Origin of the sequence: Streptococcus sp. AM28-20, from assembly GCF_003603595.1 — a bacterium.
Taxonomy (GTDB): Bacteria; Bacillota; Bacilli; order Lactobacillales; family Streptococcaceae; genus Streptococcus; species Streptococcus ilei.
In genome coordinates this window covers 960,127-981,908 of record NZ_QTNK01000001.1, presented here as the reverse complement: position 1 = coordinate 981,908, position 21,782 = coordinate 960,127, and the positions used below count along the sequence as shown (strand labels likewise).

The window sequence follows — 21,782 nt, the reverse complement described above, 5'->3', positions numbered from 1 at the left end:
GGCCATTGGTGTGAGATTGCTCTCCTAACTCAATGACCTTTTCACTCCTCATCCCAATTTTTTAATCGAATGATTTTATTTTATATAAAAGCTAGTCAAAAATCAAGAAAAAATTTTAGATTGCCTTCCTTTATGTTTTCTGCTAAACTAATCCCTAAAGAAGGAGTGTCTAATGGAAAATTTATATGTGAAGTTAGCGGCTTATCGTGAAATGGAGACAGAGCGTTTACGTTTGCGTCCGGTCACTCTTGAGGATGCACCGGCTATGTTTGAGTACGCTTCTGATGAGACTGTTACTCGCTATACTTTTACAACCAATCAAAGTCTTGAAGAGACGCGGAATAACATTGCCCTCTTTTACCTAGCTAGCCCACTTGGAAGATGGGGGATCGAGCTCAAAGAAAATGGAAAATTTATCGGGACGATTGATTTACTGGATTTGGATCTTTCTCTGAAGAAGGGGAGTATCGGCTATGTTCTGAATAAAGACTATTGGAACCAAGGTCTTGCGACAGAAGCTACCAAGACAGTGATTGCCCTAGCTTTTGAACAGTTAGGGATGAACAAGCTCATTGCCGTTCATGATAAGGAAAACCCAACTTCTGGACGGGTGATGGCCAAAGCAGGGATGCAATTTTCCCACGAAGAAGCTTATGCGATGCTAGACCCGCATGAAAAAGGGCGAATGGTGACGAGAGTCCATTATGTCCTCACGAAGGAAGAATATTTGGCAGAAAAATGAGTCAGGATATTGACAAAAGGCCTATCTCCATGATATAGTAGATAGGTACTGCTGGTTTAGCTCAGTCGGTAGAGCGCATCCATGGTAAGGATGAGGTCGCCGGTTCAATCCCGGCAACTAGCATAGTAGAAGAGAGAAGCTTAGAGAGGATCTAGGCTTCTTTTTTGTCTTTATCTTCTAACTGGGAGTCTATTTGCAGACTCTTTTTCAACAATTTTCAAAAAAACGTTGACAAGCATAGAAATACGTGGTAAAGTTATAGCAACAAAGAGAAAGGAGAAAACCGTCATGAACAAAGTAGATGTTTTGATGACACAATTGAATACACAACTTCTCCAATCTCAGTTGAGTTCGATTTAAAAAATGAATGAAACCCAAGGTGGAGGAGTCTGTCTTGGGTTTTTTGTATGCATTTTTGCCTGCCTTAACTGAATTGGTGATAGGCATCAGAAGGCCCAAGTGTGGACTGAGCACGTACTCAGCTCCTTGCTTGGGTTTTTTCTGTGCCATTTTGAAAGGGGAGAATATGATAGGAGCCTTATGGAAGTACATCTGGGAACATAAGTGGCTGTATCTCAGCATCGCTGTGGTCCTAGTGATTTATGATTATACGATTTTAATACCGACGCAGGTTATTCAGCGTCTAGTGGATCATTTGAGTCAGCAGACGCTGACGCAATCCAATTTTGTATGGGATATGGTCCTCTTGGTAGGATCAGCTATCCTCAATTACCTGACGGCTTTTTATTGGCAGTTGCGCCTCTTTCAGTCGTCAGTTCATTTCAAGGCGACCCTTCAGGGACAAGCTTTTCGTAAACTAGTAGCTATGCGGCGTCCCTTTTTTGAGAAATTCCGCTCAGGAGATCTATTGACGCGCTTCACGACAGATGTCGATGGCATGGCCGACATGGCTGGTTACGGGATGATGGTGCTCCTGTTTGGCGGTGGCTTGTTTGCCTTTATTATTCCGACCATGTTTTTCATTTCTTGGCAATTAACCTTGATTTCCTTTATTCCGATGATTTTCCTCATCGTCTCGACCTATTTTTTGAGTAGAAAGCAGGAGGAGTATGTTGAGCAAAACCGGGAAGCAGTCGCTCAGTTGAATGATGAAGTCTTGGAGTCCATCGAAGGGATTCGGGTCATGAGGGCCTATAGTAAACGGGACCAGCAGGTCAAACAGTTTCAGAAGAAAACAGCCAGTCTATCCAAAACAGGGGACAAAATTGCTTCTATCCAATATTCTTTTGGCCCCTTAGCCCTGTTGTTTATTGGTTTTTCGACGATCCTACTCTTGGTATTTGGAGGTCAGTCATTAGCAAGCGGGCAATTGAGCCTTGGCAAGTTATTGGCTTTGCAACTGTATTTGGTCTTTTTGGTTGAGCCTATGTGGATGATGGCGGACCTGATCTTGGTCTATCAGACAGGGCAAATGTCCTATAAAAAATTAAAAGAAGTGATTGATGAAACGGATGATCTCGAGCCAGATGGTCCTAACGATTTAGAGCAGATTGATTCGGTGCAGTTTAAGGATTATTCCTTCAGCTATCCTGGTGCTGAGCGAAAGAGCCTGTCAGGTATTGATTGGACCGTTCAGAAAGGCCAAACAGTAGGGATTGTTGGTCGTACCGGAGCCGGAAAGACTAGTCTGGTTCGACAATTCTTGCGGCAGTACCCAGTTGGTGAGGGAGAATTCTTGGTCAACCAGCAACCGATCGTGGACTACAACCGACACTCCATTGAAGCTAAAATCGGCTATGTTTCCCAAGAACATATTTTATTCTCAAAATCCATTCGTGACAATATTGCTCTGGGTAAAAATGGTGCCAGTGAAGAGGATTTGGTGGAAGCTGTAGCCCAAGCTGCTTTTGCAGATGATCTTGAGCGGATGTCTCAGGGAATGGACACCATGATTGGTGAGAAAGGGGTCTCTGTATCAGGTGGTCAAAAACAACGGATCTCGTTGGCACGTGCTTTTTTAAGGGATGCGGATCTCTTGCTGTTAGATGATTCCCTTTCGGCAGTAGATGCGAAGACCGAACAGGCCATTATTGACACCATTCAAACAGAGCGTAAAAACAAGACGACTCTCATTGTTTCCCATCGCCTGTCTGCGGTTCATCAGGCGGATTGGATCATTGTCTTGGATCAAGGACAGATTGTAGAAGAAGGTAGAGCTAGTGATTTACTGGCTCAAGAGGGCTGGTATTATGAACAATACCAACGGCAACAAAAACAGGAAGGAGAATAATATGAAAGTATTGAAACGATTATTATCTCGGATCACTCTTTATCCGATGGTTTTTCTTTCCGGCTTTATTTGTCTCTTACTAGCCACCATTTTTTCTGAATTGTCTCCTTTTCTTCTCCAAAAGATGATCGATGGGCCTTTGACTGTACTGACCCACGGTGGAGGACAAGGGGACTTGCTTCAGATGGGAGCATTTTATCTCTTAGTCTTGAGCCTAGGACAGCTGATTAGCTACCTAGGAAATCGGATCTTATTGCATGGAAGTAATCAAGTAACCGCTAGTCTGAGAGACCAAGCCTTTCAAGTCATGCAAGGTCTGCCTATTTCTTATTTTGATGACAAGCCGGCTGGAAAGATCGCAACAAGAATTGTCAATGATACGGAGACCTTGCGGACCCAGTTTTATAATTCTTGTATGATACTAGTCATCTATTTGGTGCGATTTCTCTTTATCCTAGGGATTCTCTTTTACCTGAGTCCTATGATGGGGTTACTCTTGTGTCTGGTTTTTCCAATTTTCTATGGAATCCAGTATCTCTACAAGGTCATGACGGACCAGCCTATGAAGGATTTCTTTGATGCGAGAAGCGAGGTAAATACCCAAGTCAATGAACTCTTGCATGGTGCCAGTATGATTCAGCTCTATCATCAAGAGCCTGGTGTGGTAGAGGAGTTTGAAGCCACTACCCAGAAGATGCTAGGGGCCAATGATCGGATCCTCTTAGCTGATTCCATCGCTTCTTGGACCTTGACAGAATTGCTCAAGTTTTTAGTGATTGCAGGTATATTGACCATCGCTGGGATTTCTTTCCTACAGGGCAATATCGGTGTGACAGCTGGTTTCTTATTTATCAATATTAACTATGTCATCAATCTGTTTGATCTCATGGCCAATCTCAGTCGTCAATTTCCGAATATTCGGCGATCACTAGAGACGGGGAGTCGCGTCCTTGCCTTCTTGGATCAACCCTTAGAGGCCGATGGTGTATCGGAACTGAAGATAGAAAAGGCTCAAGTCGTGTTTGATAATGTTCAATTTGCTTATGAAGAAGGCAAGCCAGTTTTACAGGATATTGACTTTCAGGCAAGTCCCGGGGAAACCATCGCTCTTGTGGGCCATACTGGGTCGGGTAAGTCTTCTATCATGAATCTGCTCTATCGTTTCTATGATCCTCAAGACGGAGCGATTTTGATCGATGGGCAAGATATTCGCCAAGTCTCTCGTGAGAGCCTGCGAAGCCAGATGGGAATTGTCCTGCAGGATCCTTATCTATTTACAGGAACCATTGCTAGCAATGTGGCTATGAGTCAGGATCACATTGATCGGGATGCGGTCATCGATGCGCTGAAAAAAGTTGGAGCATGGCCCTTTGTAGAACGCCTTGAAAAGGGAATTGATCATCCAGTCATAGAAAAAGGAGCTGCCTTTTCAAGTGGCGAGCGCCAGTTGATTTCCTTTGCGCGGACGCTCTATATGAATCCGCAAATTCTGATTTTGGATGAGGCAACCTCTCACATCGATACGGAAACAGAAGAAGTCATCCAACAAGCTATGGCGGTCCTGCAAAAGGGCCGGACGACCTTTATCATTGCCCACCGCTTATCGACTATTCAAGATGCGGATCAGATCTTGGTTCTATCAGAAGGGCGCATTGTCGAACGGGGCCAACATGCAGACTTGATTGCCCATGGTGGCATCTATGCCCAGATGCAAGCTATCCAACAGACGGTTGAATAAAAGGGCATTCTTCAAATAGTAAAAGTAGCGTGTATTCTAGTATATACGCTATTTTTATGCTATAATTGAAATGATAGTGAGGTGATCCAAGATGTATATTGAAATGGTTGATGAGACAGGTCAAGTCTCTGAAGAAATGATCAAACAAACCCAGGAAATTTTAGAATTTGCTGCAAAAAAATTGGGCAAAGAAGACAAGGAAATGGCAGTGACCTTTGTAACCAACGAACGCAGCCATGAATTGAACTTGGAATACCGTGATACGGATCGCCCAACGGATGTGATTAGTCTGGAATACAAACCAGAGATGGACATTGCTTTTTCAGAAGAAGATTTAGAAGACCATCCAGAATTAGCAGAAATGATGGCAGAGTTTGATACCTATATTGGAGAGCTCTTTATTTCTGTAGACAAGGCTCGTGAGCAAGCAACCGAGTATGGTCATAGCTTTGAGCGCGAGATGGGCTTTTTAGCAGTGCATGGCTTCCTTCATATCAACGGTTATGACCACTATACTCCGGAAGAAGAGAAGGAAATGTTTGGCTTACAGGAAGAGATTTTGACAGCCTATGGACTCACAAGACAATAAACGAAAATGGAAAAATCGAGACCTGATTGCCAGTCTTGAATTTGCTTTGACAGGGATTTTCACAGCCTTTAAAGAAGAACGAAATATGCGTAAGCATGCTCTTTCAGCTATCTTAGCGATTGTTGCAGGCTTCCTTTTTGGCATTTCAGCAACAGAGTGGCTCTTTCTACTCTTAAATGTTTCTTTGGTCATTGCCTTTGAAATTATGAATTCAGCTCTTGAAAATGTAGTGGATTTGGCGAGTGATTACCATTTCTCCATGCTGGCTAAAAATGCCAAGGATATGGCGGCAGGAGCAGTTCTCGTTATTTCAGGCTTTGCCTTGGTGACAGGTCTCATGATATTTGTGCCCAAATTATGGGCTCTAGTATTTGGATAAGGGGGATATTTCCCTCATGAAAGGAAACTATGACATTTAAATCAGGCTTTGTAGCTATTTTAGGACGTCCCAATGTTGGGAAGTCAACTTTTTTGAACCACGTCATGGGGCAAAAAATTGCCATCATGAGTGATAAGGCGCAGACAACGCGCAACAAGATTATGGGAATCTACACGACCGATAAGGAACAGATTGTCTTTATCGATACGCCAGGGATTCATAAACCTAAGACAGCCCTTGGAGACTTCATGGTAGAGTCTGCCTATAGTACCCTTCGGGAAGTCGATACGGTTCTCTTTATGGTGCCGGCAGATGAACCACGTGGGAAGGGTGACGATATGATTATCGAACGCCTCAAAGCAGCCAAGGTGCCCGTTATCCTTGTGGTGAATAAGATCGACAAGGTACACCCAGACCAACTTTTGGCACAAATCGATGATTTCCGTAGTCAAATGGACTTCAAGGAAATTGTGCCGATTTCAGCCCTGCAAGGAAATAATGTTTCGCATTTGATTGATATTTTGAGCGAAAACTTGGAAGAAGGTTTCCAATATTTCCCTGCTGATCAGATTACGGACCATCCAGAGCGTTTCTTGGTTTCTGAAATGATTCGGGAAAAGGTCTTGCACTTGACGCGGGAAGAAATTCCCCATTCTGTTGCAGTAGTCGTGGATTCCATGAAGCGGGATGAGGAGACCGATAAAGTCCATATCCGTGCGACCATCATGGTGGAACGTGATAGCCAAAAAGGGATTATCATCGGAAAAGGCGGTGCCATGCTCAAGAAGATTGGAACCCTTGCGCGTAAGGATATTGAACTGATGCTAGGGGACAAAGTCTTCCTAGAAACCTGGGTCAAGGTTAAGAAAAATTGGCGGGATAAGAAATTAGACCTTGCCGATTTCGGATACAACGAAAAAGAATATTAAGAAGAGGTGGGCAGAAGCCTGCTTCTTGTTTTTGAAAGGAGTTCTATGCCCGAGTTACCAGAAGTTGAGACCGTCCGACGTGGTCTTGAGAAATTAATTCTAGGGAAAACCATCCAATCCGTGGAAGTAAAGTATCCTAAGATGATTCAGACAGATCCGGATGCTTTTCGTCAAGATCTTCCAGGTCAAGAGATTCGATCCATGGGGCGTCGTGGGAAATACCTCTTGTTTCATCTGACGGATTTGGTTTTGATCTCGCATTTGCGGATGGAAGGCAAGTATTCCTTTTATCCAGACGAAGTCCCTTTTCGCAAGCACGCCCATGTCTTCTTTCATTTTACAGATGGTAGCACCCTGGTCTATGAAGATGTCCGCAAGTTTGGGACCATGGAAGTCCTAGTGCCTGAGCTTGTAGACAGCTATTTTGTGAATAAAAAAATTGGTCCAGAGCCGACAGAAGCGGAATTTAAATGGCCTGCCTTCCAAGCAGCTCTGAAAAAATCAAAGAAACCCATTAAATCAGCCCTTTTGGATCAAAAATTGGTGGCTGGTCTGGGCAATATCTATGTGGACGAGGTGCTCTATCGAGCCAAGGTTCATCCAGCCCGTTTGGGGCAAAGTTTGACTGCTACAGAAGCCAGAGCCGTTCGCAAAGAAACAATTGCCGTATTAGCTCAGGCTGTCGAAAAGGGAGGCTCCACCATTCGCTCCTACAGCAATGCCTTCGGAGAAGATGGCACTATGCAGGAAGAACACCAAGTCTATGGGAAAACGGGTCAGCCTTGTAGTCGTTGTGGCTCTCCAATCGAGAAAATCCAACTTGGGGGACGGGGGACTCATTTTTGTCCCCATTGTCAAAAGGTAAAGTAAATGGGAAAGATTATTGGATTAACAGGAGGGATTGCCTCTGGTAAGTCGACTGTGACCTCCTATTTGAGAGAAAAAGGCTATGCTGTCATTGATGCTGATCGTGTGGTCCATGACTTACAGGCACAAGGTGGAGAGCTCTATCAAGCTTTGGTAGAGCATTTTGGGACAGAAATACTCCTAGATACTGGAGATTTGAATCGTCCTGCTCTGGCTGAACGCATTTTTTCAAGCCAGAATGAGATCGCCTGGTCCAACCAGGTACAAGGCGAAATGATTCGCAAAGCCCTGGCGCGAGAACGGGATCGATTGGCAGAAACAGAAGACCTCTTTTTCATGGATATCCCCTTGTTAATCGAGCAGGGATATCTGGACTGGTTTGACCAAGTCTGGCTGGTCTATGTGACGGAGGATACTCAGTTAGAACGTTTGATGGAAAGAAATGCTTTGACAGAGGACCAGGTGCGCGATCGTTTGGCGGCCCAGATGTCTCTGGAGGAGAAAAAAGCTCTTGTGGATCTCGTGATTGATAACAATAGCAAGCGTGATCACCTCTATCAGCAAATTGATAGGGTTTTAGAACAAATAGAAAGAAGATGATCCTATTTCACAGGAAATAAAATGGCGTAGAAATCTTTTCATTGCCTGGATTGGTTGTTTTTTTGTAGGGGCCAGTCTTTCATTAGTGGTCCCCTTTATGGCCCTATTTGTGGAGGAGTTGGGAGTGAGAGGTCCGGCCGTTCCTTTTTATGCAGGGATTGCTGTTGCCTCCTCCTCCTTGACATCTGCCCTGATGGCCCCAATCTGGGGGAGTTTGGCAGACCGCTATGGTCGTAAACCCATGATGCTGAGAGCCTCGATTGCCATGACCTTGACCATGGGAGGAATCGCTTTTGTCCCCTCCGTCTTTTGGTTATTGCTCCTACGCTTATTAAATGGTGTCTTTTCAGGCTTTGTTCCTAACAGCACGGCTCTCATTGCTAGTCAGGTGCCAAAGAATCAATCTGGGTATGCTTTAGGGACCTTATCGACAGGAACCATTGCAGGTACCTTGATGGGACCCCTGTTGGGGGGATTGATTGCAGAGCAATTTGGTATGCGTAATGTCTTTCTCCTCGTTGGTTTTTTCCTCTTTCTCGTCTCTGTTTTGACCTGGTGGGGTATTGAGGAAGACTACCAACAAATTTCGAAGGAGGAGCACATTTCAAGCTGGACTTTACTGGCTTCTATCCAGCATAAGGACATTTTACTGGGTCTCTTTTTAACCAGTATGACCATCCAGATGATTGGCCAGTCCATTTCTCCCATTCTTCCTTTGTATGTGCGGGAGTTAGGCCAGAGTAACAATATTATCTTTGTCTCCGGCTTGATTGTATCAGCGATGGGGATTTCCAGTATTCTTACCTCTGGTTGGATGGGTAAGCTAGGAGATAGAATTGGCAATCACCGCCTTTTGCTCTTGGCCCTTCTCTATAGTGGGATCCTCTATATCTTCTGCGCCCTTGCGCAGACCCCTTTTCAATTAGGTATTTTTCGATTCTTATTTGGTATTGGAACAGGGGCCTTGATGCCAGGTGTGACCGCCCTCTTAAACCGTATGACTCCCAAAGAAGGGATCTCTCGGATTTTTAGTTACAATCAACTCTTCTTTTATGTAGGGGGAGTTCTTGGTCCCGTGATGGGCTCTAGTATCGCCATGCATGTCAATTACCATTGGGTATTCTATGGGACTGCTATTCTAGCTTTTACAGATTTAGCCTTCCTTTTATTCATCTTTAGAAAGTATTTGAAAGTGAGAGAAATCAGTGCGCATTAAAGTACAACTAACCTGCACGAGTTGTGGCAGTCAGAATTATTTGACAAGCAAAAATATGAAGACCCACCCGGAAAAAATTGAAGTTTTGAAGTATTGTCCCAAAGAGAGAAAAGTGACATTACATCTTGAAACGAAATGATTTTTATGGTAAAATAGGTAAGATTTTAAGGAGTTTTTTAATTATGACTAAACCGTTGATTACTATTTTATTGGTACTATCTGTATTAATTATTATCGCTATCTTCATGCAACCAACTAAAAATCAATCTAGCAACGTATTCGATGCAAGTTCAAATGATTTGTTTGAACGTTCAAAAGCTCGTGGATTCGAAGCAGTGATGCAACGACTAACAGGAGTAATGATTTTCCTTTGGTTACTCATTGCGATGATTTTAATGGTATTATCCAGTAAATAAGATAGGCTTAGACATTGTCTTTGCCTATTTTTTCATCTATGAGTCGTTTGATGGGGAGATTGTCACTTGTAAAGAAAACTCTCTAAAAGAAAGAAAATAAAGGAGGCTGGCTATCCAGCGCAAGATATGAAAAGTAAAATTATTGATTATTTAAAACAGGAGGGAAAAGCTCAGGTTGATCAATTGGCACAAGCCATTGGGAGTACAGATGCCAAAGGTTTTCGTGAACTGATTAAGACCATTTCGCTAATGGAGCGACGTCGTCAACTAACCTTTGAAGAAAATGGCTTTTTAAGTCTCCTTGATGCTAAACCAAAAGGGACTATTACTGTGAAAGGGATTTTTCATGCTCATAAGAGTGGCTTTGGTTTTGTCAGCTTAGAGGGGGAAGAAGAGGATCTCTTTATTGGACGAAATGATGTCAACCACGCCATTGATGGGGATACAGTTGAGGTTGTGATCACCAAGGTAGCCGATCGGCAAAAGGGGACAGCGGCAGAGGGGAAAATCATAGATGTCTTGGAGCATAGTCTCCAAACAGTTGTCGGCCAGATTGTTTTGGATGAAGAAAAGCCCAAGTATGCAGGCTACATCGTTTCAAAGAATCAAAAGATTAGCCAACGGATCTACGTGAAAAAGCCAGCCCTGCAATTGGAGGGGACGGAAGTTCTCAAGGTTGCCATTGAGCAGTATCCGAGTCGCAAACACAACTACTTTGTGGCCACTGTTCAAGATGTGGTTGGGCATGTCACAGATCCTGGAATCGATGTCTTGGAAGTCCTAGAGTCCATGGATATCGTCTCAGAATTTCCAGAAGCAGTCCTCAAAGAAGCAGAAAGCATTCCAGACAAGCCTAGTGAGAAAGATATGGAGGGACGTTTGGACCTTCGAGATGAAATCATCTTTACCATTGATGGTGCCGATGCCAAGGACTTGGATGATGCGGTTCACATTAAACGCTTGGAAGGCGGAAACTATGAACTTGGAGTTCACATTGCAGATGTCTCATATTATGTGACTGAAGGTTCTGCCCTAGACAAGGAAGCCCTCAATCGCGCCACCTCAGTCTATGTGACAGACCGAGTCGTTCCTATGTTACCAGAGCGACTTTCCAATGGGATTTGTTCCCTAAATCCTCAAGTGGATCGCTTGACCCAATCAGCCATTATGGAGATTGACGAGCGTGGTCGGGTCCTTCGTTACCAGATTACCCAAACAGTTATTAAAACGACCTTCCGGATGACCTATAGTGATGTCAATGAGATCATTGCAGGAGACCAAGAGAAGCGTGAGGAATACCAAGCTATTGTTCCAAGTATTGAAGCTATGGTTGGCCTTCATCAGATCTTAGAAGGAATGCGGGAAAAGCGGGGAGCCCTTAACTTTGATACCAGTGAAGCTAAAATCCTGGTCAATCCTCAAGGAAAACCGGTCGACATCGTCTTGCGTCAACGGGGAATTGCAGAAAGGATGATTGAATCCTTTATGCTAATTGCCAATGAGACAGTAGCTGAGCATTTTGCCAAACGAAAACTTCCCTTCATTTACCGGGTTCACGAAGAACCTAAAGCAGAGAAGGTGCAAAAGTTTATCGATTATGCCTCTAGCTTTGGCATACCTATTTATGGGACAGCTAGTTCGATGAGTCAGGAAACCTTGCAGGATATCATGAAGAAGGTAGAAGGGGAACCTTATGCTGATGTCTTGTCCATGATGTTGCTTCGTTCCATGCAGCAGGCGCGCTATTCCGAGCACAACCATGGTCACTATGGGCTAGCTGCGGAGTTCTATACTCACTTTACCAGTCCGATTCGCCGGTATCCAGACTTATTAGTCCACCGTATGGTGCGAGAGTATGGAAAAGATTCTGAAGTGGCTAGTCATTTTGAACAGGTTATTCCAGATATCGCTAGCCAATCCTCTAGTCGGGAACGCCGCGCTATTGATGCGGAGCGAGAAGTAGAAGCCATGAAGAAGGCAGAGTATATGGAGGACTATGTTGGCGAAGAGTACGATGCTCTGGTATCCAGTGTCGTCAAGTTTGGACTCTTTGTTGAACTTCCAAATACTGTAGAAGGTTTGATCCACATCACCACCTTACCTGGTTTTTATCATTTTAATGAGCGTGATTTGACCTTGCGAGGGGAAAAATCAGGCGTGACCTTCCGAGTTGGTCAAGAGATCCGAATTAGGGTTGAAAGAGCGGATAAGATGACTGGAGAAATCGATTTTTCTTATATCCCAAGTGAGCTGGATCTGATTGAAAAAGGCCATAAAGCTTCTGGGCGTAAGGAAGGAGGTCCATCTTCTAAACGCCGTCCTTCCAAGAAAGAAGGAGAGCGAAAGCAAGGAGGCTTTAGAGATAACAAGCGCAAGCATTCTCCAAAAGACAAGAAGAAAAAGAGTAAGAAACCTTTTTACAAAGAAGTAGCAAAGAAAGGAGTCAAGCATGGCAAAGGGCGAGGGAAAGGTCGTCGCACAAAATAAAAAGGCGCACCATGACTATACAATTGTAGACACGCTAGAAGCAGGAATGGTTCTGACAGGAACTGAAATAAAAAGTGTGCGAGCAGCTCGTATCAATTTGAAAGATGGGTTTGCCCAAGTGAAAAATGGGGAAGTTTGGTTGAGCAATGTTCATATCGCTCCTTATGAAGAAGGCAATATCTGGAACCAAGATCCAGAGCGCCGTCGCAAACTTCTTCTTCATAAAAAACAAATCCAGAAATTAGAGCAAGAAACCAAAGGAACAGGGATGACGCTGGTCCCACTTAAAGTCTACATTAAAGACGGCTATGCCAAGCTCTTGCTGGGCTTAGCAAAAGGGAAGCACGATTATGACAAACGTGAATCCATCAAACGGCGGGAACAAAATCGCGATATTGCTCGTGTGATGAAACAATACAATACACGTTAAAACAAGAAATAGGAACAGCTGAAGCAAAGGCTTAAAACTGTTCCTATTTTTAATGATCTTTTTTGAAACCGCTTGCATTTCTATCTGGATAAGGGTATACTGAAGGTAGCGTTGGTATAGTTGTTTTTCGTCGGCTTGAAAATTTTTTCTAGCCTCTTTTGTAGTCATAAAGGAGATCGACTATGAGAAAACTACTGGTCAAACTAATGATTGCTTTCATGGCCTTTGCCTTGATTCCAGTTCAAGTTGCTCAGGCTTGCTCAGCCATCATTGTTGGGAAGGAGCTCACGACAGATGGTTCCATGCTCTTCGGGCGGACTGAAGACTATCCTTATGCTCCCGATGGTGGTCGCCACAATAAAACTTACGAAGTGGTACCTGCCAAAGACTATAAGGATGGGGATATGTTGGAGGATGAATCCAATGGCTTTGCTTATCCGCACTTGAGTCATGAAATGAAATATACCGCAACTTATGATGCGGCGCATGGAGATGGTTCCAACGGGAACTTCGGAGCACACGGCTTTAACGAAGCTGGTGTTTCCATGACCTCTACAGTATCGGCAACCCCACACGATAAAATTTTGAAAGCAGACCCACTCGTGAAAAATGGATTGGCTGAGGCTGCTATGGTAGACTTGGTTCTTCCACGTGCCAAAACAGCTCGTGAAGGAATTGAGTTGGTTGCCAAGGTACTTGATGAAAAAGGATCTGCCGAAGGAAACATTATTGTCGTAGCAGATAAAAATGAACTCTGGTACATGGAAATCCTATCTGGACACCAATATGTAGCTATTAAATTCCCTCAAGACCGCTATGCCATCTTTGCCAATACCTACTATCTAGGAAATGTGGATTTCAAGGACAAGGACAATGTCATTGCTTCGAAAGATGTGGAAGCAGTTGCTAAAAAGGCAGACCACTACAAGACTGATAAAGATGGCAACTTCCATATTGCAGACTCTTATGGTCCAGATGAATATACCGAACGCAACCGCTCACGGACCTATGCAGGAATTACCTTGATGGATCCGAAGGCGGATGTCAAATATGATGACAAGCACTTTGACCTCTTACGCAAACCAACGGATCCTTCTAAGAAGTATAGTCTAGAAGATGTTTTCGCTGAACAACGGAACCGTTTCGAACACCTCAAACAATATACTCCAGATGACTTGGTGGAACCAGGTAAAGAAGTAGATACCAATAAATACAAATACGCTTTGGGAAATGAAAATGTCATCAACGCCCACGTTTACCAAATTAAGAAGGACTTGCCAACTCCGTTTGGTGGTGTCGTTTGGTTGGGTCTCGCTCAAAGCCGGAACACCCCATATGTGCCATTCTATGGTATTGTCAATGATACCTATGCACCATTCAAAGTTCGCTCCGCCAAATACGATCCAACTTCATGGTACTGGGCTGTTTGGCATATTGACCAAATGGTCATGAAGTACCCAGACCTCTTTGGCAACACCATCCAAGAGAAGTGGAAAGAATTGGAAAAAGGTTGGATTAAGGAACAAGCAGCTTTGGATCAAAAATACAGTGGACTCACTGATGATCAAGCGAAAGCTACTGCAGACGAAGTAACAAGTGATTCTATCAAACGTGCGGAAACCATCTTCAAACAAATCAAGCAAGTTGAAAGCGAGATGGAAGATAAGATTCGTACGGAAAAAGGTTTGGAAGCAGACTTTGTTTATGACGGCTATAACAAGGCCAATCTGGTAGCAGCAGCTGAAGCTGAAAAAGCATCAGCAAAAGAAACGGATAAGAAGGAAGAAACAGCTTCTAGTCAGTCTTCTACGAAGGCAAGTGATTCAAATAGCAGTTTAACCGCCATCTTAGGAGTTTTAGCCCTTGCAGGATTTGGCTTGGCAGGTTTCTACTTTAAAAAATCAAAAAAGAATGAAAATGAAGAATAAGAAGATAGAGACTGATAGATAAGCCTCCTGTCTCAAATGGATTCTTAGAGAGTGGAATAGAAGTCTTCACAAAGGAAGCTTGCAATTCCACTCTTTTTATTGTTATTTGCTTGCAATTTTTGTATGATAGGAATAGATAGAAAGAAGGAGAAGAAACGGATGCCTAAAAAATTGATTGCCTATAAGCGGATGCCTTTGTGGACTAAGGATACCATGCCAGAAGCAGTCCAAAGAAAGCACAATACCAAGATAGGAACCTGGGGAAAGATTACCGTCCTCAAAGGAAAGTTGAAGTTTGTCGAGCTGACAGAAGATGGGGAAGAAGTAGCCAGCCATGTTTTTGAAGCAGGTGCGGATAATCCTATGGTTCAACCGCAAGCTTGGCACCGTGTAGAGGCCCTTACAGATGATGTAGAATGGTTTTTAGAATTCTACTGTGAGCCCAAAGATTATTTCCCAAAAAAATATAATAGCAACCCCGTCCATTCAGAAGTACTAGAAGCTATGGAGTCCCTTTCTCCAGGGAAGGCCCTGGACTTGGGATGTGGGCAAGGACGCAATGCCCTATTTTTAGCCCAACAGGGCTTTGAAGTGACGGCGGTCGATCAAAATGAATTGGCTCTGGAAATCCTACAAAGTATTGTGGAACAAGAAGATTTGGAAATGACGGTGGGACTCTATGATATTAACTCAGCAGCCCTGACGCAAACCTATGACTTGATTGTTTCAACGGTAGTCCTCATGTTCTTACAAGCAGATCGCATTCCAGCTATTATCCAAAATATGCAAGACCAGACCAATCCTGGTGGCTATAACTTGATTGTTTGTGCCATGGATACAGAGGACTATCCTTGTCAGGTACCTTTCTCCTTTACTTTTAAAGAAGGTGAACTAGCAGATTACTACAAAGATTGGGAACTTATTAAATACAATGAGAATCCAGGTCATCTTCATAGACGAGATGAAGAGGGCAATCGGATTGCCTTACGCTTTGCGACTATGTTGGCAAAGAAAAAATAAATAATTAGCTAGACAAGGTTCCCTTTGAGGAGGCACCTTGTCTTTTTTGAAAACTTTCTGAGAACACTTGATTTTTTACAGAAAAGGAGTAGACTGGTAGTGTATCTTTTAACAATATTGAGGTAAAACATGTGAAGCTCTATGTTCAACTGATGATTATCTTTACCATCTCTTTAGTCGGGGAGGGAATATCGACATTATTTCATTTACCAGTTCCTGGTAGTATGATTGGCTTATTGATTCTATTTCTTTGTTTGCAATTAAAATGGCTCCGCCTCCGTCATGTGAACCTGGTAGGGTCTTTTCTATTAGCCAATATGACCATTTTATTTTTACCTCCAGCGGTTGGGATTATGGATAAGTTTGATGTCATCCAGCCTTATTTATTTCCAATCGTGTTGATGATTCTGGGAGCTATCATCATCAATATTAGTCTCATTGCGCTTGTTGTTGGATTTATCAAGACCAGATATGAGGGTAATTATGAAGGAGGGGAAAAATGATGGAAAATTTATGGTCAAATCCTCTCTTTGGGATATCTTTATCCATCTTTGCCTATCTAATTGGGATGATGATTTTTCGTCGCTTCCCTCATCCCATCACGACTCCTCTCTTAGTTGCTACGGTGTTGGTCATCGCCTTCTTGAAACTGACAGGGATTTCCTATAAGGCTTATAATATTGGGGGGACTTACCTCAGCAATTTGATTGTCCCCTCAACGGTTGTCTTAGGTATTCCCTTGTATAAGAGTTTCCATTTGATGAAGCACCATGCCAAGAGTATTCTTCTTAGTAGTTTTTTAGCAGTAGTGGTCAACACAGTTTTCACAGCTGTCTTGGCTAAGATTTATGGGATGAAGTACTTTCTAGCTATTTCCCTCTTTCCTAAGTCTGTGACAACAGCCATGGCAGTGGGGATTACTGAGAAAATGCAGGGGATTACCACAATAACTTTGGTCGTCGTTGTGGCAACAGGGATTCTAACCAGTGTCTTGGGGCCGACTATTCTTAAATTCCTAAAAGTAGAGGATCCTGTTGCCATTGGGTTGGCCCTTGGAGGGACAGGTCATGCGGTGGGTACTGGCACAGCCTTTCAGTATGGTCAAGTAGCCGGGGCTATGGGAGGTTTAGCAATTGGGATAACAGGTGTTTTCTACGTCTTTGTAAGTCCCCTTGTGGCGAGCCTTATTCTTTCCTAAAAAGGATGATAGTGTTCAGAAAAAAGCTTGGAAGAAGTTCCGAGTTTTTTTATTGTACAGGTAGATTGAGAAGGTGTATGATAATTTGAATTTCAAACAATTTTCAGATAGATTACTAATTGGTTACAGTAGTTGTAAGCGCTTGCCAAACCTTGGACCAAAAGGTATACTAAAAGAGGTTATACGGTTAATATTTAGTTAAAGGAGTTCAATATGAAGAAACGATATGCTCGATCAGCCTTGGGCTTGATCACTGCTCTCTTCCTCTTTGCCCAACCGGTAGAGGCCTGTACAGGTTTTATCATCGGAAAAAAATTAACAGCAGATGGGAATGCTTTGTACGGACGTACAGAGGACTTAGAACCGAACCACAATAAGAACTTTGTGGTGCGAGAACGAACTTATAACAAGAAAGGGGATGTCTTTGAAGATGCAACCAATGGCTTTAAGTATGAGCTCCCTGAAGTAAGTTATAAATATACAGCTGTCCCAGATGTGACACCAGAACAGGGTGTATTTGATGAAGCTGGTTTTAATGAGCATGGAGTGTCCATTTCAGCGACTGTCTCAGCTTCTGCAAATGACAAGATTCAAAAGGTCGATCCTTATGTAGAGGACGGATTGGCTGAGTCTGCTCTCACTAGTGTTGTTCTTCCGAGTGTAAAAACGGCTCGTGAAGGAGTCGAGCTAATTGCAAAAATTGTGGAAGAAAAAGGGGCGGCAGAAGGTAATATTGTGACGATTGCGGACAAGGAAGGAATCTGGTACATGGAGATTCTTTCTGGTCACCAGTATGTAGCGATTCTCTTCCCAGAAGATCGCTATGCTGTCTTCCCAAACACCTTCTTCTTAGGACATGTAGATTTTACAAATACAGAACGGACGATTGCCTCCAAGGATGTTGAAAAAGTTGCCCGTGATGCAGGATCCTATAAAGAAATCGATGGCCAATTCCATGTATCTCAATCCTACAATCCCCCTTTGCATGAGGCGGACCGTTCTCGTGTTTGGTCTGGTATTAAATCACTGGATCCAGATGCAGATGTGAACTATGATGACGACTATTTTGACTTGATGCATACAACGGATCGGAAATTGACGCTACGAGATGCGATGAATCTCCAACGCAATCGATTAGAAGGAACAGACTTCAAACCACAAGATCAAATGGAGTTAGATGGAAAAGGGATCCCAGAAAAAGGGAAGTTTGATGAAGTCTATAAATACCCGATTTCGAATCCGAATGTTATGGAAGCCCATATTTTCCAACTAAAGGACAATGTTCCTGATAGTGCTGGTGGGGGAACCATGTGGTTAGCGATGGGAAGCCCACGAAATGCCCCATATCTTCCATACTATGGAAACATCACCAATACTTATCAAGCTTATCAAGAATTAGGAACAGCCTATAATCCCCAATCTTGGTATTGGACTATGTCTCGGATCAATGATTTAGTTGCTAAATATCCTGATTTATTTGGAGATGGAGCAATCCGTACCGAAATGGAACGCTTAGAATCTCAATGGATGGCTGAGCAAGAAATCAGTGACCAAGAACAAATTGCCCTCGCTTCACAGCCAGAGCAGGCGAGTCTAAAAGCGACAGAAACGAGCATGGCTCGTGCGCAAAAGACCTTTGATCGTCTACAAGAAATTCGTCAAGAAGCAGAAGAAAAAGTGATTGCTCAATATGGACAAGGCGCCATTGACGATTTAACGGATGAAGAAGATGCAAACCAAGAAGAAGAGATCAATTTGGTACCATTTGACTATGACTTCATCATCACGATTGGCCTAGCCCTTGTGACAGTGATCGGTGTAGGAGTTTTCTTCATCAAAACAAAGAAAGCAAAGGGAGGTAAGAAGGATGAATAAGTTTCAACGAATATTGCTCTTCCTATTTCTGGTCTTAGCAGGGATTGGTATGGAGTTTGAGCTAGGTTTTCTCTCTCAACAAGAGTTTAGCCAAGTAGCAGGGAGAGATTTGGTTTTAAACCTGCTCGTTTTAGGAGTGATTGTCGTTCCTCTTTATCTCTTTATTAAAGGACTTGCAAAAAGATTTGAGGTTCCCCTGCTTGTTTTGTGGGCTACCATGTTTGGCGGTGCTTTTGTTGCTGGCTGGCTCAGTTTTTCAGGGAACAGCCTAATTGACCATTTTAATAGTCATCTCATTCAGGATGTTAGTACCTTTAATAAATGGACAGATGCTTTGACAGCCCCATTTGCTGAAGAATTTTTTAAAGCTCTAGTGGCCTTCTGGATTCTCTTGATTTTGGGTCGTAAAGATTTGAAATCGATTTTAATCGCCGGTTTTGGATCTGGTCTTGGATTCCAAATCATTGAAGACCTTGGTTATGTGGCGCGTCAAACACGATCTGGAGACCTCTCAGCAGTAACGGAGGCAGTGAACCGTATTTCTGGTGGCTTAGCATCTCATGCAGTCTACACGGCTGTTGTCTCTGTTGGAGCCTTTCTCATCTTATCTCAGAGCACCAAACAAAAAGAAAAGCTCTTTGGTCTCTGGTGTGTGGTCTCCACGGTGGCGAATCACTTCTTATGGAACTCCCCATTCTATGAAACAGATCATCGGATCAATATTTTGGTAGGCTTGCTCTTTGCCTTCCAAGTTGGAACCTTTATTGAGGTGGTTCTCTTTGCTTATAAAAAACCGAATCTAGCCCTTTTAAAGAAAAACTAAGGAAAGATTCAGTAGCTATCATACATTAAAAAGCTTAGAAACTTTTGTTTCTAAGCTTTTTTTCTAGATTCTATTTGCTTTCTTCTTTTTTCTTTAGACCAAAGAAGGCTAAGACGGATGTCAACAGAGCGAGCATATAGATAGCAGGAGAGTCAGTTGTTCCTGTTTCTGGCAGGGTAGCAGAGCATGCTGTGAATGTTTTAGCGACTGTCACTGACAAGTGATAGTTGCTGGCATCGACCTGTTTATCATCCTTAGCAGATGGTAAAGTATTCTTTGTTTGGTGAGTTAGTTGATTAGGAGAATTCGTACCAACTAGAGCTGGAATATATGTTTGATCCTTTTTACCGGTAGATGGATTAGTTGGTTGCTCATTTTTACCGGTAGATGGGATAACTGGTTGGTTATTGCTTCCTGGGTAGGACTTTGGATCAGCAGGATCTGTTCCCTGTTTGATTTCTTCAATATCTGCCACACCATCTCCATCTGAATCTTTGCTAGCAGAAAGAGAGATTGTACGAGAATTTGGATTAATCACTGCATAAGCTGTGAGATCTGCCTTAGCAAGGTAATCTGCAAAGGCAACGTCCATGGAAGGACCTTCCTCACGAGCTCCTCCTAACATGGTGTAACCATCCCCACCTGCTGCTAAGAAGTCATTGGTAGTCAAGTAGTAGTCTTTAGCAAGGTTGAGAGGTTCATATTGACCGGTTTCTGGATTTTTAATTTCGACATAGAGGACGCGTTTTTCAGCTGGTAGGCTAGTATCGTAATAAACTTTTGCTCCAGAAACTTGGAGGAAGCCTCCGCTTGGTTCAAGGAGGGGTTGACCGTTTTCATCAAGAACTGTTTTGCCATCTTTTTCTTGTAAAATAGATCCAAGAGATTTCGTAAACATATCAGCAATATTCTGACCGGTTACTTTAATTTGAGAAATGGTATTCCCAAATGGGAGAACAGCAATGACGCTTCCTTTAGTGATTGGCTTATCTTTGGCAATGGTTTCGCGCAAGCCTCCACCGTTAGTTACAGCGAGGTTAGTCTTATGACTAAATCCGGTTTGACCATATTCGTAGAGGGCATCCGCTACGACATTTCCAAGGTTGGTCTCGCGGACACGGACATTTTCCCGTTGACCATTTAGTTCTACAGGACTATTGTCACGAACAATTTTTGCATTCTCGGCATCGTATTGTTCCTTGATCTTTTGGACCATGGCAGCTACTTTTGCATTTGGTACTACATTTTTTGTTGAAGCAGCTGAAATTTGTTGAGGATTTCCAAGCAATTGGTTGGCTTGATAGGTGATTTTGCCGATATTGTTCAGGTAGCTACCGGTTTGGTTATAGGTTACGTTTTCTCCATAAGTGGTTGATTGAACCGTATGGGAATGTCCATCAATGACGGTGACGCGTTTACCTTTCAGTTTTGGATTTTTTGAAAGTTCTTCAGCTAAGGTAGATCCTCGCCATTCGACTGGTGTAGTAGTATCTACCCCCAAGTGAGCAAGGACAACATAGTTTTTGTAAGTCTTGCCCTCAGCAGTAGCACGTGCTTCAATTTCATCAATGACCTTGTTTACTTCTGATATAGGATCCGTGAAGGTGACACCTTGGACATTCTTAGGGTGGGTTTTAGTAGCTGTTTCAGGAGTTGTTACACCGATAACGACAAACTCATCCCCAACTACATTCTTATCTTTATCGACAATGGTTGAAGCTTCAAATAAGCGAGCACCGTTGATGTAGGTGTTGGAGCTGAGAAGTGGAAAGTTTAAGATTTCTTTGTATTTCTTAGCCTCATCCAAACCAAAATCGAACTCATGGTTTCCGACTGCCATAGCATCGTAGCCAATTTCGTTCAAAATTTTCGCCCGTTCTTCCCCTTTCGAACTATTTGAAATCGGGAGTCCTTGGAAGGCATCCCCAGCATCTACGACCAATGTAGATGGATTTTTCGCCCGTTCTTCATCGATGACGGCGGCTAATTTAGCATCTCCAATCACACCCTTTTCTTCGACAATCCGACCATGAACGTCGTTGGTATGTAGGATATTTGCTTCAGGCAACTCAGCTGAACTCTCTGTAGCACCTTCGGAAGTAGCAGTACTAGCTTCTGTTGAAGCAGGAGTTGCAGCATCCGTAGCATTTGTTGAAGCAGGAGCTGCTTCAAGGCTAGTTTCAGGAGCTGTTTGCTCATCTGCAGCTACCTGAGAAGCTAGGAAGGCAGGAGCAAGCAATAAGATCGGTAAAAGAAGTTTCTTCTTTTTCATAAACGGTCCTCTTTTCTATTTT

The 21,782-nt window shown here is 43.2% G+C and carries 20 protein-coding genes and 1 tRNA gene; 20 read left to right on the top strand and 1 reads right to left on the bottom strand.

The window, feature by feature from the left end:
• Positions 1-172 precede the first annotated feature (172 nt).
• The 20 genes from DW738_RS05055 (at position 173) to DW738_RS04960 (ending at position 19,488) form a co-directional block, all read left to right on the top strand.
• Positions 173-742 carry a GNAT family N-acetyltransferase gene (locus tag DW738_RS05055; RefSeq protein ID WP_123160497.1) on the top strand — a complete coding sequence of 190 codons (570 nt, stop codon included), beginning with the start codon at positions 173-175 and terminating at the stop codon, positions 740-742.
• 50 nt (positions 743-792) lie between these two features.
• A tRNA-Thr gene (locus tag DW738_RS05050) sits at positions 793-865 on the top strand.
• Between the two features lie 403 nt (positions 866-1,268).
• Entirely contained in the window at positions 1,269-2,993 is a 1,725-nt protein-coding gene (gene tetA(46), locus DW738_RS05045) for a tetracycline efflux ABC transporter Tet(46) subunit A (protein WP_123160496.1), read from the top strand.
• A 1-nt stretch (position 2,994) separates the two neighbouring features.
• The gene (gene tetB(46) / locus DW738_RS05040) at positions 2,995-4,731 is read left to right on the top strand and encodes a tetracycline efflux ABC transporter Tet(46) subunit B (protein WP_123160495.1); all 1,737 of its coding nucleotides are present in this window, start codon (positions 2,995-2,997) and stop codon (positions 4,729-4,731) included.
• Between the two features lie 91 nt (positions 4,732-4,822).
• Positions 4,823-5,320 carry an rRNA maturation RNase YbeY gene (gene ybeY / locus DW738_RS05035; protein WP_123160494.1) on the top strand — a complete coding sequence of 166 codons (498 nt, stop codon included), beginning with the start codon at positions 4,823-4,825 and terminating at the stop codon, positions 5,318-5,320.
• Entirely contained in the window at positions 5,301-5,699 is a 399-nt protein-coding gene (locus tag DW738_RS05030) for a diacylglycerol kinase family protein (RefSeq protein ID WP_123160493.1), read from the top strand. Before ybeY ends, DW738_RS05030 begins: the two co-directional genes overlap by 20 nt.
• Before the next feature lie 29 nt (positions 5,700-5,728).
• The gene (era, locus tag DW738_RS05025; protein ID WP_023023972.1) at positions 5,729-6,628 is read left to right on the top strand and encodes a GTPase Era; all 900 of its coding nucleotides are present in this window, start codon (positions 5,729-5,731) and stop codon (positions 6,626-6,628) included.
• A gap of 45 nt (positions 6,629-6,673) precedes the next feature.
• Positions 6,674-7,498, top strand: a complete 825-nt coding sequence (gene mutM, locus DW738_RS05020; protein WP_123160492.1) for a DNA-formamidopyrimidine glycosylase — start codon at positions 6,674-6,676, stop codon at positions 7,496-7,498.
• Positions 7,499-8,095, top strand: a complete 597-nt coding sequence (coaE, locus tag DW738_RS05015; protein WP_023023968.1) for a dephospho-CoA kinase — start codon at positions 7,499-7,501, stop codon at positions 8,093-8,095.
• A gap of 16 nt (positions 8,096-8,111) precedes the next feature.
• A complete protein-coding gene (locus DW738_RS05010; protein WP_279387216.1) occupies positions 8,112-9,311 on the top strand; it encodes a multidrug efflux MFS transporter in 1,200 nt (399 codons plus the stop codon).
• Positions 9,301-9,450, top strand: a complete 150-nt coding sequence (gene rpmG / locus DW738_RS05005) for a 50S ribosomal protein L33 (protein WP_081453577.1) — start codon at positions 9,301-9,303, stop codon at positions 9,448-9,450. Before DW738_RS05010 ends, rpmG begins: the two co-directional genes overlap by 11 nt.
• A 43-nt stretch (positions 9,451-9,493) precedes the next feature.
• A complete protein-coding gene (gene secG / locus DW738_RS05000; protein ID WP_006595869.1) occupies positions 9,494-9,727 on the top strand; it encodes a preprotein translocase subunit SecG in 234 nt (77 codons plus the stop codon).
• Positions 9,728-9,853: 126 nt separating this feature from the next.
• Positions 9,854-12,214: a ribonuclease R gene (gene rnr / locus DW738_RS04995; protein ID WP_120701736.1), complete on the top strand. Its 2,361-nt coding sequence runs from the start codon at positions 9,854-9,856 to the stop codon at positions 12,212-12,214.
• Positions 12,177-12,644: an SsrA-binding protein SmpB gene (gene smpB, locus DW738_RS04990; RefSeq protein ID WP_023023962.1), complete on the top strand. Its 468-nt coding sequence runs from the start codon at positions 12,177-12,179 to the stop codon at positions 12,642-12,644. The genes rnr and smpB overlap by 38 nt, the downstream gene beginning before the upstream one ends.
• A gap of 182 nt (positions 12,645-12,826) precedes the next feature.
• A complete protein-coding gene (locus DW738_RS04985) occupies positions 12,827-14,572 on the top strand; it encodes a C69 family dipeptidase (protein ID WP_123160491.1) in 1,746 nt (581 codons plus the stop codon).
• Positions 14,573-14,731: 159 nt separating this feature from the next.
• Positions 14,732-15,592 (top strand): SAM-dependent methyltransferase TehB, encoded by an 861-nt coding sequence (tehB, locus tag DW738_RS04980; RefSeq protein WP_023027107.1) that lies wholly within the window; start codon positions 14,732-14,734, stop codon positions 15,590-15,592.
• A 131-nt stretch (positions 15,593-15,723) separates the two neighbouring features.
• Positions 15,724-16,095 (top strand): CidA/LrgA family protein, encoded by a 372-nt coding sequence (locus tag DW738_RS04975; RefSeq protein WP_023027106.1) that lies wholly within the window; start codon positions 15,724-15,726, stop codon positions 16,093-16,095.
• The gene (locus DW738_RS04970) at positions 16,095-16,790 is read left to right on the top strand and encodes an LrgB family protein (protein WP_042361427.1); all 696 of its coding nucleotides are present in this window, start codon (positions 16,095-16,097) and stop codon (positions 16,788-16,790) included. Before DW738_RS04975 ends, DW738_RS04970 begins: the two co-directional genes overlap by 1 nt.
• A 213-nt stretch (positions 16,791-17,003) precedes the next feature.
• Positions 17,004-18,665, top strand: coding sequence for a C69 family dipeptidase (locus tag DW738_RS04965; protein WP_023023953.1), 1,662 nt, complete (start codon positions 17,004-17,006; stop codon positions 18,663-18,665).
• On the top strand, positions 18,658-19,488 hold the full coding sequence (locus DW738_RS04960; protein ID WP_023023951.1) for a PrsW family glutamic-type intramembrane protease: 831 nt from the start codon (positions 18,658-18,660) through the stop codon (positions 19,486-19,488). Before DW738_RS04965 ends, DW738_RS04960 begins: the two co-directional genes overlap by 8 nt.
• 70 nt (positions 19,489-19,558) lie before the next feature.
• Here DW738_RS04960 and nt5e read toward each other — a convergent pair whose 3' ends face one another.
• A complete protein-coding gene (gene nt5e / locus DW738_RS04955; RefSeq protein ID WP_123160490.1) occupies positions 19,559-21,760 on the bottom strand; it encodes a cell surface ecto-5'-nucleotidase Nt5e in 2,202 nt (733 codons plus the stop codon).
• Positions 21,761-21,782 lie beyond the last annotated feature (22 nt).

Coding starts and splice junctions, on each gene's coding strand:
- DW738_RS05055 (WP_123160497.1), top strand. CDS start 173: ATGGAAAATTTATATGTGAAGTTAGCGGCTTATCGTGAAATGGAGACA.
- ybeY (WP_123160494.1), top strand. CDS start 4,823: ATGTATATTGAAATGGTTGATGAGACAGGTCAAGTCTCTGAAGAAATG.
- DW738_RS05030 (WP_123160493.1), top strand. CDS start 5,301: ATGGACTCACAAGACAATAAACGAAAATGGAAAAATCGAGACCTGATT.
- era (WP_023023972.1), top strand. CDS start 5,729: ATGACATTTAAATCAGGCTTTGTAGCTATTTTAGGACGTCCCAATGTT.
- mutM (WP_123160492.1), top strand. CDS start 6,674: ATGCCCGAGTTACCAGAAGTTGAGACCGTCCGACGTGGTCTTGAGAAA.
- coaE (WP_023023968.1), top strand. CDS start 7,499: ATGGGAAAGATTATTGGATTAACAGGAGGGATTGCCTCTGGTAAGTCG.
- secG (WP_006595869.1), top strand. CDS start 9,494: ATGACTAAACCGTTGATTACTATTTTATTGGTACTATCTGTATTAATT.
- rnr (WP_120701736.1), top strand. CDS start 9,854: ATGAAAAGTAAAATTATTGATTATTTAAAACAGGAGGGAAAAGCTCAG.
- smpB (WP_023023962.1), top strand. CDS start 12,177: ATGGCAAAGGGCGAGGGAAAGGTCGTCGCACAAAATAAAAAGGCGCAC.
- DW738_RS04985 (WP_123160491.1), top strand. CDS start 12,827: ATGAGAAAACTACTGGTCAAACTAATGATTGCTTTCATGGCCTTTGCC.
- tehB (WP_023027107.1), top strand. CDS start 14,732: ATGCCTAAAAAATTGATTGCCTATAAGCGGATGCCTTTGTGGACTAAG.
- DW738_RS04970 (WP_042361427.1), top strand. CDS start 16,095: ATGGAAAATTTATGGTCAAATCCTCTCTTTGGGATATCTTTATCCATC.
- DW738_RS04965 (WP_023023953.1), top strand. CDS start 17,004: ATGAAGAAACGATATGCTCGATCAGCCTTGGGCTTGATCACTGCTCTC.
- DW738_RS04960 (WP_023023951.1), top strand. CDS start 18,658: ATGAATAAGTTTCAACGAATATTGCTCTTCCTATTTCTGGTCTTAGCA.
- nt5e (WP_123160490.1), bottom strand. CDS start 21,760: ATGAAAAAGAAGAAACTTCTTTTACCGATCTTATTGCTTGCTCCTGCC.